Source organism: Lysinibacillus sp. BSL11 (assembly GCF_052928325.1).
Genome location: NZ_JAVGCX010000010.1, coordinates 161,320 through 175,577, shown reverse-complemented (window position 1 = coordinate 175,577; position 14,258 = coordinate 161,320). Strand labels below are relative to the sequence as shown.

11 protein-coding genes and 1 other annotated feature are annotated in these 14,258 nt (G+C 38.1%); of the genes, 7 read left to right on the top strand and 4 right to left on the bottom strand.

The features are described 5' to 3' along the window. Positions 1 to 107 precede the first annotated feature (107 nt). The gene (gene metK / locus RCJ95_RS13940; protein WP_221681059.1) at positions 108 to 1,304 is read left to right on the top strand and encodes a methionine adenosyltransferase; all 1,197 of its coding nucleotides are present in this window, start codon (positions 108 to 110) and stop codon (positions 1,302 to 1,304) included. Positions 1,305 to 1,484: 180 nt separating this feature from the next. Here the strand turns inward: metK and RCJ95_RS13935 are convergent, their stop codons facing one another. Continuing rightward, positions 1,485 to 1,997: a gamma carbonic anhydrase gene (locus RCJ95_RS13935; protein WP_016994472.1), complete on the bottom strand. Its 513-nt coding sequence runs from the start codon at positions 1,995 to 1,997 to the stop codon at positions 1,485 to 1,487. Between the two features lie 134 nt (positions 1,998 to 2,131). On the opposite strand from RCJ95_RS13935, the gene RCJ95_RS13930 reads away from it, so the two are divergent. Together RCJ95_RS13930 and RCJ95_RS13925 are read left to right on the top strand one after the other, a co-directional pair. Beyond that, entirely contained in the window at positions 2,132 to 2,938 is an 807-nt protein-coding gene (locus tag RCJ95_RS13930) for an alpha/beta hydrolase (protein WP_221681057.1), read from the top strand. A gap of 126 nt (positions 2,939 to 3,064) precedes the next feature. Next, positions 3,065 to 4,573 (top strand): alanine/glycine:cation symporter family protein, encoded by a 1,509-nt coding sequence (locus RCJ95_RS13925; RefSeq protein ID WP_446722419.1) that lies wholly within the window; start codon positions 3,065 to 3,067, stop codon positions 4,571 to 4,573. 71 nt (positions 4,574 to 4,644) lie between these two features. On the opposite strand, the gene RCJ95_RS13920 is transcribed toward RCJ95_RS13925, so the two are convergent. Then, positions 4,645 to 5,220, bottom strand: a complete 576-nt coding sequence (locus RCJ95_RS13920; RefSeq protein WP_312128114.1) for a class I SAM-dependent methyltransferase — start codon at positions 5,218 to 5,220, stop codon at positions 4,645 to 4,647. Beyond that, entirely contained in the window at positions 5,217 to 6,173 is a 957-nt protein-coding gene (locus RCJ95_RS13915; RefSeq protein WP_004225990.1) for a TIGR01212 family radical SAM protein, read from the bottom strand. Before RCJ95_RS13915 ends, RCJ95_RS13920 begins: the two co-directional genes overlap by 4 nt. Positions 6,174 to 6,398: 225 nt before the next feature. Between RCJ95_RS13915 and RCJ95_RS13910 the strand changes: the two genes are divergently transcribed. The 4 genes from RCJ95_RS13910 (at position 6,399) to leuS (ending at position 12,648) form a co-directional block, all read left to right on the top strand. Continuing rightward, entirely contained in the window at positions 6,399 to 7,577 is a 1,179-nt protein-coding gene (locus tag RCJ95_RS13910) for an MDR family MFS transporter (protein ID WP_221681053.1), read from the top strand. Positions 7,578 to 7,720: 143 nt separating this feature from the next. Further along, a complete protein-coding gene (locus tag RCJ95_RS13905; protein ID WP_221681052.1) occupies positions 7,721 to 8,068 on the top strand; it encodes an ArsR/SmtB family transcription factor in 348 nt (115 codons plus the stop codon). 56 nt (positions 8,069 to 8,124) lie between these two features. Beyond that, positions 8,125 to 9,867: a SulP family inorganic anion transporter gene (locus tag RCJ95_RS13900; RefSeq protein WP_274769977.1), complete on the top strand. Its 1,743-nt coding sequence runs from the start codon at positions 8,125 to 8,127 to the stop codon at positions 9,865 to 9,867. Positions 9,868 to 9,932: 65 nt separating this feature from the next. Then, positions 9,933 to 10,143: a binding site (T-box leader), on the top strand. 87 nt (positions 10,144 to 10,230) lie between these two features. Further along, the gene (leuS, locus tag RCJ95_RS13895; protein WP_221681050.1) at positions 10,231 to 12,648 is read left to right on the top strand and encodes a leucine--tRNA ligase; all 2,418 of its coding nucleotides are present in this window, start codon (positions 10,231 to 10,233) and stop codon (positions 12,646 to 12,648) included. A 139-nt stretch (positions 12,649 to 12,787) separates the two neighbouring features. On the opposite strand, the gene RCJ95_RS13890 is transcribed toward leuS, so the two are convergent. Continuing rightward, a complete protein-coding gene (locus RCJ95_RS13890) occupies positions 12,788 to 13,969 on the bottom strand; it encodes a NupC/NupG family nucleoside CNT transporter (RefSeq protein WP_305068589.1) in 1,182 nt (393 codons plus the stop codon). Positions 13,970 to 14,258 lie beyond the last annotated feature (289 nt).

The following is a 14,258-nucleotide window of genomic DNA, read 5'->3' as shown; positions in this document are numbered from 1 at the left end:
CAGTAACGGCTTGAGAGTTCAATCCTTAGGAGCGGACTTGACATGGGTAATGAGTACCGTATTCATACACAACTACTTATTGTAAGAGTATTTAGGAGGAAAACCAAATGACAAACCGTCGACTGTTTACATCAGAGAGTGTAACAGAAGGACATCCAGATAAGATTTGTGACCAAATCTCGGATGCCATTTTAGATGCTATTTTAGCAGAAGATCCAAATGCACGTGTAGCGTGTGAAACAACTGTAACAACAGGATTAGTATTAGTAGCAGGAGAAATTACAACTTCTACTTATGTAGATATTAAAGGTATTGTTCGTGACACTGTAGCTGAAATTGGCTATACACGAGGTAAATATGGCTTTGATGCTGAGAACTTAGCGGTGCTTGTGGCAATTGGTGAACAATCACCTGATATTGCTCAAGGTGTTGATCAGGCATTAGAGGCACGTGAAGGCTCTATGACAGATGCAGATATTGAAGCAATTGGTGCTGGTGACCAAGGCTTAATGTTTGGCTATGCATGTAATGAAACACCAGAGCTAATGCCATTACCAATTAGCTTGGCACACAAATTAGCACGCCGTTTAACAGAAGTACGTAAATCAGGTGAACTTGCCTATTTACGTCCTGATGGTAAAACGCAAGTAACGATAGAATATGATGACAATAATGTACCGGTTCGCGTGGATACAATTGTTATTTCAACACAGCATGATGAAGAAGCAACACTTGAACAAATTCAAGCAGATTTAAAAGAATTTGTTATTGCACCAGTTGTACCAAGTGAATTATTAGATGCTAATACGAAATACTTTATCAATCCAACTGGCCGTTTTGTAATTGGTGGACCAAAAGGTGATGCTGGATTAACAGGACGTAAAATCATTGTTGATACATACGGTGGTTATGCACGTCACGGTGGTGGTGCCTTCTCAGGTAAGGATGCAACCAAGGTAGACCGTTCAGCGGCATATGCAGCACGTTATGTAGCGAAAAATATCGTAGCAGCTGGCTTAGCAGAGCGTGCTGAAGTGCAACTCGCTTATGCGATTGGCGTTGCGCAGCCTGTTTCCATTGCTGTCGATACATTTGGCACAGGTAGAGTGAAAGAAAGCGAGATCGTTGAATGGGTACGCGAGCTATTCGATTTACGCCCAGCAGGTATCATTAAAATGCTTGATCTTCGTCGTCCCATTTATAAACAAACTGCTGCATATGGACATTTTGGTCGTACAGATTTAAATGTACCATGGGAGCAAATTGATAAAGCAGACGCGTTACGAGAAAAAGCATGTTTATAAACTATTGAACTAAAGTAATGAAGTCATTAGAAAATTATTCTAATGTATTAATAAGCAAAGGAGCAATATTGCTCCTTTTGTTTTTTTATAAAAAATACCTCGCTAGGATTCGTGAACATATTCGGTACACGAAAACGCGAGGGATTTTTTCGTTGGTATTAATTTTTTTGTGTAGATTATTTATTTTTGAAGTGATTTATAATATTGACCTTTTTCTGCGTATTCTCGTACGATGCGTTCCATATCCTCTTTATCCTCAGCATTTAATTCTCGGACAACTTTTGCTGGACGACCTAAAGCTAGACTATTTGGAGGAATGACTTTACCAGGAGGTACTAGGCTTCCTGCTCCAATAAATGCACCTTCTCCAATCTCAGCTCCGTCTAAAATAATGGATCCCATACCAATTAAGGCATTTTTGCGAATTGTACAACTATGTAAAGTGACTTGGTGTCCAACTGTTACCTCATCTTCAATAATGAGCGGATATTTTGGGCTTTGGTGTAAACAGCAAAGATCTTGAATACTGACACGTTTACCGATAATCGTTGGGGAAACATCACCACGAATAACCGTATTAAACCAAATGGTTGTTTCGGCGCCAATTGTTACGTCGCCCGTAACAGTTGCATAATCAGCAATGAAAACAGATGGATCGATCTTTGGCGTTTTATCTTTAAATGGATAAATCATGAAAATCGCCTCTTTTCTTTCTATAATGTAGTATTATCGTATCAAATACGCAACATTATGGAAATATAAAATTAAAATGTGCTATTTATTTCGATATAATCAAAGTGTAATTATTTTTTAGGAGGACTATGTAAATGTGGAAATGGGAAGCTGATGGACAAGCAAAAGCTGTGATTGCTATTCTTCATGGTGCTTATGAAAATCACCGTTGGTATGCATGGCTGATAGAGAAATTAAGATTAGAAGGCTTCCACATAGTCATGGGGGATTTACCGAATCATGGGGGTAATGCAAGGTTTGCTCGAGTCCATGATGAAGACTTCAAATTGTACAATAAGTATACAAGAAACCTGATTGAAAATGCTTTTTCATATAATTTACCAACCTTTGTAATAGGACATGGACTAGGTGCAACATTAATCCTCCATACAATGCAAAAGAGACAATATGAATGTGCGGGCATTATTTTAACATCACCTTGGTTGCAACTAAAGCTATTACCAGGTAAATTAACAAATGCTTTAACAAGTCTAAGTGCGTTAACAGCGAATGTTAAATTGACACATGACATTACATTAGAGAAATTAACGCGTAGTGTTGAAGGCAGAGAAGAAATGAAAGATGAGGTACCGCTCATGTCTGTTGTTTCTGTGAAATGGTATCGAGAGCTTCAGCAGATGATGAAAAATTTAGTGATGCTGCCTAAAGGTGAAATGCCAAATATGCCTATGCTCATTATGACAGCTGAGAAGGATAAAATTACGGACACTCGCCAAACTCGAAATTGGCTTCATCAACAGGAATTCACGGAATTTCAGTTTAAAGAATGGGCAAATTGTTATCATAATTTATTCCATGAGGGAGAGCGCGAAGAAATTTTTATGTATATACGAGATTTTATTAATAATGCTCTTCGAAGAATTGGTTATATAATTAAATAGGTTTATACCCTTCCATTTACTAGGTTACTTACTTAAATATTGTTACTCAAAAATAATATTGTAATTTTCTGAAAAGTGTAATACTATAATGATCTAAAGTAAGGTATTTTAAATTGGAGGGGTAAAATGGATGTAATTGTGGAGAAGTTGAATGGTATTTTATGGGGACCATGGTTTATTTATGGTATCTTATTGATTGGGTTATTTTTCTCAATTATCACAAGGTTCCTACAGGTAAGGCACATTAAAGATATGTTTGTTTTAATGTTTAAAGGGGAGAAATCGGAAAAGGGAATATCTTCTTTCCAAGCAATGTCTATCGCATTATCAGGACGTGTAGGTACAGGTAATATTGCTGGTACTGCGACAGCAATTGGAATGGGAGGACCTGGTGCTGTCTTTTGGATGTGGGCAATCGCTTTCATTGGTGCGGCTACCGCGTATGTAGAGTCAACATTAGCTCAAATCTATAAAGAAGAGAAAGATACAGAATATCGTGGTGGACCGGCCTTTTACATAGAAAAAGGAATGGGTCAAAAATGGTTTGCAGTTATTTTTGCTGTAGCTGCTTTAATTGCAATGTTAATTTTGATGCCTGGTGTGCAGTCAAATGCCATCGCAGGTGCTGTTGAAAACGCTTTCGGTTTGGATACATGGATCACAGGACTTATAATTGTTGTGTTACTAGGTGCTATTATCATTGGTGGTATTAAATCGATTGCAAACGCTGCTCAAATAATTGTACCATTTATGGCATTAGCTTATATCATTATGGCCATTATCATTATCTTTATGAATATTTCACAAGTACCAACAGTTATCGGATTAATTTTTTCTAGTGCCTTTGGGGCTCAAGAAATTTTTAGCGGCGTTATTGGTTCAGCGATTGCTTGGGGTGTTAAACGTGGAATTTACTCCAATGAAGCTGGTCAAGGAACTGGAGCTCACCCTGCGGCAGCTGCGGAAGTATCGCATCCTGCTAAGCAAGGAATTGTTCAAGCAGCGTCTGTGTATATTGATACATTATTAATTTGTTCTGCTACGGCCTTTATGATTTTATTTACAGGTATGTATAATGTGCAAGATGAAAAGGCAGCTGAAGGCGCAGATCCATTTATTCATGTTGGAGAATTCAATAGTGGTGGATTAGCAGGCGATGAGCAAATGACTTTTGCGAAAAGTATTGAAGCAGGAGCTGCGTATACACAATATGCAGTTGACTCATCATTACCTGGCTTTGGAGCTCCGTTTGTAGCCATAGCGTTATTCTTCTTTGCCTTTACAACAATTATGGCTTACTACTATATTGCAGAAACAAATGTTGCTTACTTATTTAGAGGTAGCACAGAAAAGGTGTTCATCTGGATTGCCAAAATTGCCATTTTAGTTGCGGCCTTCTATGGTACAATCCGTACGTCTGGTCTAGCATGGGCAATGGGTGATGTAGGCCTTGGTCTGATGGTTTGGATTAATGTTATAGCTATTTTAATTATTATGAAACCAGCTATTGTTGCATTAAAAGATTACGAGAAACAGAAAAAAGAAGGAAAAGACCCAGTCTTTGATCCTCGTAAATTAGGAATTAAAGGTGCAGATTTCTGGGTTGACTATAATGAAAAACGTAATAACAAGTAGATAAACCAAGGCGATCAGCTAGTTTGATAGAAACTAGCTGATCGCCTTTTAGCTTGTCCTCAACAATAGTATTAAATAGGATATTCTTTCATTTTTTCTAACGCAATGACGAATGGTGGATCATTTTGTTGATTAAGAAATGCGTATTTTAAGACATGGATATATTTTTGTGGAAGTTGACTTACATAATCAATGACCTTATCACGTTCTTCTTTTCCACCTGGATGACCATGATAAATAACAAGAACAATCAAACCGCCCACTTTCAAGAGCTTTAATATATCTTCAAGAGCTTGGATTGTTGTATTAGGCCTTGTAATAATATCATGGTTGCTTCCAGGTAAATAGCCGAGATTGAAGATTGCCGCAGCTACTGGCTTGTGTACAAACTGTGTGACTTCTTCATGCCCTTTATTTAAAACGAGTGCTCGATGTTCTAAACCATGATCTAAAAGTCGAAGGAGTGTCGTGTCAACCGCCTCTTTTTGGACATCAAAGGCATAAACTTGTCCTTCATCCCCAACAAGCTGTGCCAGAAACAATGTGTCATGACCGTTTCCAGCAGTTGCATCAACAACTGTATCTCCCTCTTCTATATTATCTTTTAATAACTGCTGGGCATATTGTAAAACGCGTTGTAGTTTCATTTCGTAACCTCTGTCTTATACAACTTCCCTTGCCAACTACCACGACGTTCAAGCTCAGCGTCAATGCCATTCAGTACTTCCCATTTATTGACACTCCACATTGGTCCAATCATTAAATCAATCGGTCCATCACCTGTAATACGATGAATGACCATCTCTGGTGGTAAAATTTCCAATTGGTCTGCTACTAGTTTTGTATAGACATCTTGATCTAAAAATTCTAGCATACCTTTTTCATATTGCTTCACCATAGGCGTTCCTTTTAATAGATGAAGTAAGTGGATTTTAATGCCTTGGACATCTAATTGAGCAACTGCTCGTGCCGTTTCCATCATCATGTCATAGTCTTCGAGAGGCAACCCATTAATGATATGTGAGCAAACACGAATGCCATGCTTACGCAATTTTTCAACGCCTTCCACATACGTTGCATAATCATGGGCGCGATTAATAAGATTAGCCGTTTTCTCATGCACCGTTTGTAGACCGAGCTCAATCCATAAATACGTCCGTTCATTTAACTCTGCTAAATATTCGACAACATCATCGGGTAAACAATCAGGGCGAGTAGCAATAGAAAGACCTACTACACCTTCTTGCGCTAAAGCTGCTTCAAATTTTTCTTTTAAAACTGGCAAAGGGGCATGTGTATTTGTGTAGGCTTGGAAATAAGCCATGTATTTGCCATCCTTCCATTTCTGATGCATTTTGTCTCGGATTTCAGCAAATTGAACATCAATTGGATCTACCTTATTGCCAGCAAAATCACCAGAACCTGCAGCACTGCAAAATGTACAGCCACCGAAAGCGACTGTGCCGTCGCGGTTAGGGCAATCAAATCCTGCATCTAAGGCCACTTTAAATACTTTATGACCAAATTGGTCACGTAAATAGCGATTCCATGTATAGTATCTTTTCCCCTCTGAAGGAAAAGGAAAATTCGTCTCTGTCATTTATTTCACTCCTCTAACGCTCTATTCTATCATGTGCATTTCGTTCCGTCATGGGGTAAGGGTATTATCAAGATTTGGATAAAGAAAAATGGAAAGGAACATAACTAAATATGATGGAAAATAGGATAGAAGTCTTGTAAAAAAGGTAAAATTATTTTCCTTGTACTTTTAAGTATTTCAGCATACACTAGCTATTTAGAGAAGCGAAATAATGGAGGTCATTCTATGCCAAAACGTGTTTGGTTTTTAATTATCGGAATGCTTGTGAACACAACAGGCAACTCTTTTTTATGGCCTTTGAATGCCATTTATATGCATGATTATTTAGGCAAATCTTTAGCTATGGCTGGTTTTGTCTTAATGTTGAATTCTGCTGCTGGAGTAATAGGCAATCTATTAGGTGGTTACTTATTTGATAGAATTGGTGGCTATAAAGCTATTATGCTTGGTATTCTGTTAACGATTGCTTCATTAATTGGCTTAACAATTTGGCATGGTTGGCCACATTATGTGTGGTTTTTAACGATACTAGGCTTTAGTGGGGGCATTGTTTTTCCGGGTATGTTTGCCTTAGCTGGAGCTGCCTGGCCCGAAGGTGGACGTAAGGCTTTTAATACTATCTATTTAGCACAAAATGTCGGTGTTGCCGTAGGTCCTGCCCTTGCAGGTATAGTGGCAGATTATCAATTTGACTATGTGTTTAAAGTAAATTTAGGTATGTATATTTTATTCTTTTTCATTGCCTTATTTACATTTAAGCGTTTGGAGGCGGGCAGTATTGCACCTAAAAATGTCTTGAGTGAAAGTAAACGAATCGTAAACAAGGCCCCTTTCTATGCTTTGTTAATAATTAGTGCATCCTCTGTTTTATGCTGGCTAGCATATTCTCAATGGAGTGCAACCATTTCATCTTATACACAAGATTTAGGATTGGGATTAAAGCAATACAGCCTACTTTGGACAATCAACGGTCTTCTAATTGTCATTGGGCAACCACTCATTGCACCGCTCGTAAAGCGGTGGGAACACAATTTAAAGCGTCAGTTAGTATTTGGTGTAACGCTGATCGCACTTTCCTTTGGTATTATTGCCTTTGCAAATGATTTTAAAATGTTTGGAGCAGCGATGCTTGTCTTAACATTTGGCGAAATGTTTTATACGCCAGCATTACCAACGATTGCTAATCAACTGGCACCAAAAGGTCGTCAAGGATTCTATCAAGGGATTATCAATAGTGCTGCTACTGGAGGACGGATGATTGGTCCACTATTTGGTGGTATTATGGTAGATCAATTTGGCATGATTCCTCTCGTTTTAACATTGGTGGTCATCGTACTATTGGCGATTATTCCATGTTTAACATACGATTATCCTTTAAAGAAGAACAAAATAGTAGCAGATTAATACACTGAAAAGAGCAAAAACGAGTGTTAAGCACTTGTTTTTGTTCTTTTTTTTTTATAGTAGATATTGAAAAAATGTTGTGACAGGATTACAATCATACATATTCAAATATTTGAATATGTAGTTATATGGAGGGGTTTTTTATGGAAGAGGGTTTACAACAGTTTAAAGCAGATTTTTTCAAAGCATTAGCACATCCGTTACGCATTAGAATACTTGAACTCCTTGTAGATGGACAGAAAAGTGTCAATGAGATTCAAGATTGCTTAGAGAAAGAGGGTTCTGCTGTTTCTCAGCAATTAAGTGTATTGCGTGCTAAAAATATTGTTTATGGCGTCAAGGAAGGCAAAAAAGTTTATTATTCTTTAAGTGACCCAATGATTGGTGCATTACTTGGGGTGGCAAAGGATATTTTTAATAACCATTTGGTTCATACCATTTCGAGATTAGAGGAAATGACAAGTAATGAAGGTGACGAAGAGAATAAGTAAATCAATGATGATGACAAATTGGGCTTTGCTTATTATTTCGAAGGGAAGATTTATCTATGAAGTCACTGTTTACAGGACGCTTTGAAGGATATTCAGTTCAACATGTAAAGAAGGATTTATTGTCAGGGATTATTGTGGGAATCGTTGCTATTCCGCTTGCCATGTCCTTTGCCATAGCATCGGGTGTGAAACCAGAGTATGGGATTTATACGGCTTGCATTGCAGGTATTCTTATTTCTCTCTTTGGCGGTTCTAAATATCAAATAGGTGGGCCTACGGGGGCGTTTGTGCCAATTCTATTGGGGATTGTACTTACCTATGGTTATGAAGATTTATTACTTGCGGGTTTAATGGCAGGGGTATTGCTTTGTGTCATGGGCTTTTTTAAGTTAGGGACTTTAATTAAGTTTATTCCACGTCCTGTAACAGTTGGTTTTACAGCAGGGATAGCTGTGATTATTTTTACAGGTCAAATCGCTAACTTTCTAGGCCTAACAAATGTTAAAAGACATGAATATTTTATCGCCAACATACAGGAAATCATTAAGCAGCTTGGTACGACAAATACGTATAGTATTCTTACTGCCGCCGTATGCTTGGCGACAATAATGATAACACCAAAGTTTTTTCCAAAGGTTCCTGGAGCATTAGCGGGTATCATTGTCTCTACACTGATGGCAACTTTCTTCTTTTCAGGACAAGTTGCTACTATTGCAACCGCTTATGGTCAAATTCCTAATACATTACCTCATTTCGCCTTACCGAACATCACGCTCGAACGATTACAACAACTTATTGGTCCCGCGTTTGTCATTGCAATGCTAGGTGGTATTGAGTCTCTATTATCGGCAGTTGTGGCGGATGGAATGACAAATAGTAAGCATAACAGTAATCGTGAGTTAATTGGTCAGGGGATTGCTAATATTGTGACGCCTTTATTCGGTGGTATTCCAGCAACAGGCGCCATTGCACGCACAGCGACCAATATCAAAACAGGCGCAGTATCTCCCATGTCGGGTATCATTCATGGTGTGTTTGTTTTAATCACATTATTGTTATTAGCTCCATATGCATCTCATATTCCGTTAGCAAGCATGGCTCCGGTACTGATGGTCGTAGCCTGGAATATGAGTGAACGACATCATTTTTCACATATCGCAAAATTAAAATCAGGCGACACACTAGTATTATTGATTACCTTTTTATTAACGGTATTCACTAGTCTTACATTAGCAGTTGAGGTAGGGCTTGTGCTGGCTGTGCTATTATTTGCGAAACGCATGAGTGAAAAGCTTGTTGTTACAAAAGTACTTCCAGATCATTCAAATAAAAGTGAAAAGGTACAGCCACATGTAGTGCATCAGCAGCATGATTGCCCGCAAATTAGTATGTACACAATTGAAGGGCCGTTGTTTTTTGGTGCTGCACAAATGTTTGAACAAACGATTGAAAGTACTTTGCATCAGCAACCAAGAGTTTTGATATTACGGATGGGGAAAGTGCCCTTTATGGATTCTACTGGAGAAGCATATTTTAGCAATATCATTGAAAATTATACAGCACAGGGCGGTACTATTTTGGTAACGGGTGTGCAAGGAGATGTAAAGGATGCTCTTCAGCACAATGGACTTTACGATAAAATAGGCGCGCAGCATTTTTTTCAGCATACTGGAGAAGCGATTACAAAAGCTTTCCATTATTTAAACGTCAATCAATGTATTGGTTGTCAGCACTTTGCTTTTCATGAATGTCAGGATTTATCAAAGTCTAAGGAAGAAAAGGATTTAATTGTTCAGTAATGGGTAAGCTGTAAACAAAGGCTTGTGCTTTTCAATACTTTCCATTAGAATAAATGCAATATCATGTAAAGACTGTGATGAGGAATAGTAGATTTGTGGTTCTTTTTAGAGAGCTAGCGGTTGGTGGGAGCTAGTAAGAATGCAAGTTGAACTCGCCTTCTGAGTCTGCCCGCGTGAAACAACGTGTGTCGTTTCTTCCGCGTTAAGGAAGCTTGAGCCGAGTGTAATCACTAATTTGGGTGGTACCGCGGGAGTACAAATTCTCTCGTCCCTTCTATAAGAAAGGGGCGAGTTTTTTTATTTTTTAAATATTTTGTCAATTATGATGGAGAGCAGCACGATCAATCGAAGGAGGAAAAAAAAATGAGTTTTAATCATGAACAAATTGAAAAAAAGTGGCAGCAATATTGGGCTGATAACAAAACATTTAAAACTGAAAATGAAACAGCGAAGCCTAAATTTTATGCATTAGATATGTTCCCTTATCCATCTGGCGCAGGACTTCATGTAGGCCATCCAGAGGGGTATACGGCAACTGATATTCTATCACGCTTTAAACGTATGCAAGGCTATAATGTACTTCATCCAATGGGCTGGGATGCTTTTGGTTTACCGGCTGAGCAATATGCACTTGATACAGGGAATGATCCAGCTGAATTTACAGCTAAAAATATTGCGACATTTAAACGACAAATTCAAGAGCTAGGCTTCAGCTATGATTGGGATCGCGAAATTAACACAACTGATCCAGAGTATTATAAATGGACACAATGGATTTTTATCCAGCTTTATAAGAAAGGTTTAGCTTATGTGGATGAAGTAGCTGTTAACTGGTGTCCAGCACTTGGTACGGTATTAGCTAACGAAGAAGTAATTGATGGGAAATCAGAGCGTGGTGGTCATCCAGTAGAACGCCGACCAATGAAGCAGTGGATGCTTAAAATTACAGCCTATGCTGACCGTTTAATCGATGACTTAGAAGAAGTTGATTGGCCTGAATCTATTAAAGATATGCAACGCAATTGGATTGGCCGTTCAGAAGGGGCAGAAGTGACATTTGCCATTGACGGTTCAGATCAAAACTTCACAGTTTTCACAACACGTCCTGATACATTGTTTGGTGCTACATACTGTGTGCTTGCACCAGAGCATAAATTAGTGGAACAAATTACAACAGCTGACCAACGCCAAGCTGTTGAGGCTTATTTAGAGAAAGTTAAAATGAAATCTGACCTAGAGCGTACAGATTTAGCGAAAGAAAAAACAGGCGTATTTACAGGTGCTTATGCAGTGAATCCGATTAACGGTAAAAAAGTGCCAATTTGGATTGCTGACTATGTGTTAGTGTCTTATGGTACAGGTGCTATTATGGCGGTGCCAGCACATGATGAGCGTGACTATGAATTTGCAACTGAATTTGGCTTAGACATCGTTCCTGTCCTTGAAGGTGGAGACATTAGCAAAGAAGCATTTACAGGTGATGGTCAACATATTAACTCTGAATTCCTGAATGGCTTAAATAAAGCAGATGGCATTGCGAAAGCCATTGAATGGTTAGCGGAAAAAGGTGTAGGGGAGAAGAAAATTTCTTATCGTCTACGTGACTGGTTATTCTCCCGTCAGCGTTATTGGGGTGAACCAATTCCAATGATTCATTGGGAAGATGGCACGATAACGCCAGTTCCAGAATCAGAATTACCATTAATGCTACCAAAAACAGATAATATCCGTCCATCAGGTACTGGTGAATCACCATTAGCAAATATTGATGAATGGGTAAATGTTGTCGACCCAGAGACAGGTAAAAAAGGGCGTCGTGAAACAAATACAATGCCGCAGTGGGCAGGTTCGAGCTGGTACTTCCTACGCTATATCGACCCTACAAATACAGAGGCGATTGCAGACCCAGAGTTACTAAAACGTTGGTTACCAGTGGATATTTATATTGGTGGTGCGGAGCATGCTGTATTGCATTTACTATACGCTCGCTTCTGGCATAAAGTTCTCTATGATTTAGGCGTTGTTCATACAAAAGAGCCATTCCAAAAATTATTTAACCAGGGAATGATTCTAGGTGAAGGTAACGAGAAAATGTCTAAATCTAAGGGTAATGTTGTCAACCCAGATGAAATCATTACGTCACATGGTGCCGATACATTACGTTTATATGAAATGTTCATGGGCCCACTTGAGGCTTCTGTTGCATGGTCGACAAATGGTTTAGATGGAGCACGCCGCTTCTTAGACCGTATCTGGCGTCTATTTGTCAATGAAGAAGATGGCGCAATTTCAGCAAAAATCCAAGTGTCTAACGATCAATCACTTGAAAAATCATACCACCAAACAGTGAAAAAAGTGACAGAGGATTATGAAGGCATTCGCTTTAACACAGCTATTTCACAAATGATGGTCTTTATTAATGATTGCTATAAAGCTGATGTGATTCCAACGACTTATGCTGAAGGCTTTGTGAAAATGCTAGCTCCAATCGCTCCGCATATTGCAGAAGAACTATGGCAGTTATTAGGACACGATTCAACACTTTCATATGAGCAATGGCCAACATATGATGAAGCAAAGCTTGTGGATGATGAAGTAGAAATTGCAGTACAAGTTGCTGGTAAAGTACGTGCTAAGATCGTCGTAGCAAAAGATGCTTCAAAAGAGGATATTGAAAAAGTAGCACTTGCCGATGAAAAGGTTCAAGAATACATGGTAGGAAAGAGCTTAGTGAAAATCATCGTTATTCCAGGCAAACTTGTCAATATTGTCGTAAAATAAAGAGATATAAAGTAAAAATGTACATTACTAAATTCAATTTTAGTAATGTACATTTTTTAATTTGGAGTAACCCTAAGCAATAAAAAAGGACTGCACCCCTCTAACTGAGTGCAGTTCAATAAATAGTTCCTGATACAATTTAAATAATCAATCCCACAATAATAGCTGTTAGGATACTTACGAGTGTAGCGCCGTACAACAACTTTAAACCAAATCTAGCAACGACATTCCCTTGCCTTTCATTCAAACCTTTTACAGCTCCTGAAATAATCCCGATTGATGAAAAGTTGGCAAAAGATACGAGGAATACAGAAATAATACCTAATGTACGTTCACTCATGGACTCGGCAACATCGCCAAGGTTAATCATAGCAACAAATTCGTTTGTTACTAATTTGGTTGCCATAATACCGCCAGCAGCCACAGCATCTGCCCATGGGATACCCATTAGGAAAGCGATTGGCGCAAAGATATAGCCTAATATTTCTTGGAAAGATATACCGATAATCATATCGAATAATGAATTGATTAAATCCATTAATGCTACGAAACCAATAAGCATCGCCCCAACAATGATGGCTACTTTAAAGCCATCCATAATATATTCGCCAATCATTTGAAAGAACGCTTGCTTCTGTTCATCTTCAATTGTTAAGATATCTTCTTTTTCATCCACAGTGTATGGATTAATGATGGAAACAATAATAAATCCACCAAACAGGTTTAATACAATGGCTGTAACAACATACTTTGGCTCAATCATCGTCATATAAGCTCCCACTACTGACATCGAAACAGTCGACATAGCAGATGCGCATAATGTATACATTCGTTGAGGTGCAATCTTATCTAATTGCTTTTTAACAGTTATGAACACTTCTGATTGGCCTACCATAGCAGAAGCAACAGCATTATAGGATTCCAACTTCCCCATACCACTTACTTTACTTAAAAATAAGCCTACCCATTTCATTAGAAAGGGAAGAATTTTAAAATGCTGCAAAATCCCAATCAGAACAGATATAAAGACGATCGGTAATAAAACTGCTAAAAAGAAGGGTGATTCTCCTTCATTTGCTAAGCCACCAAAAACAAATGATATCCCCGCATTTGCATAGGACAATAAGTGATCAAATACTTTGGTGATTCCTTTAATTAGCACATAGCCAACTGTTGTATTAAGGAGTAAAGCTGCCAATAAAAATTGGATGATCAACATAATCGCTATATATTTATATTTTATTTCTTTTTTGTTTTTACTCATTAATAAAGCTAAGGCAAAAACAAGTAACAATCCACAAAGGGAAATTAAGTATCTCATAAGTTCCTCCATAAGTATCTGTGATTTTTTGTCCTGATGTTCCAATTTCAGAAGAACAGCTAAAAGATCTTAATTAGTCAGACGTCAGACAAACAATCTCACTATAACAGTTTTTTTGCTAGTTATTCAATAGATAATAGAAAAAAAGTATGTAACATGGCATACAAATAAATTCAGTCTAAAAAATGTAGGATATTTCATAAAAAATACCCTCTTATTGTGTGAGGATTTTTTCGTTTTATGACTCTCATGTTAACGAAACTTTTTCGATTTTTTTGAAACCAACTAA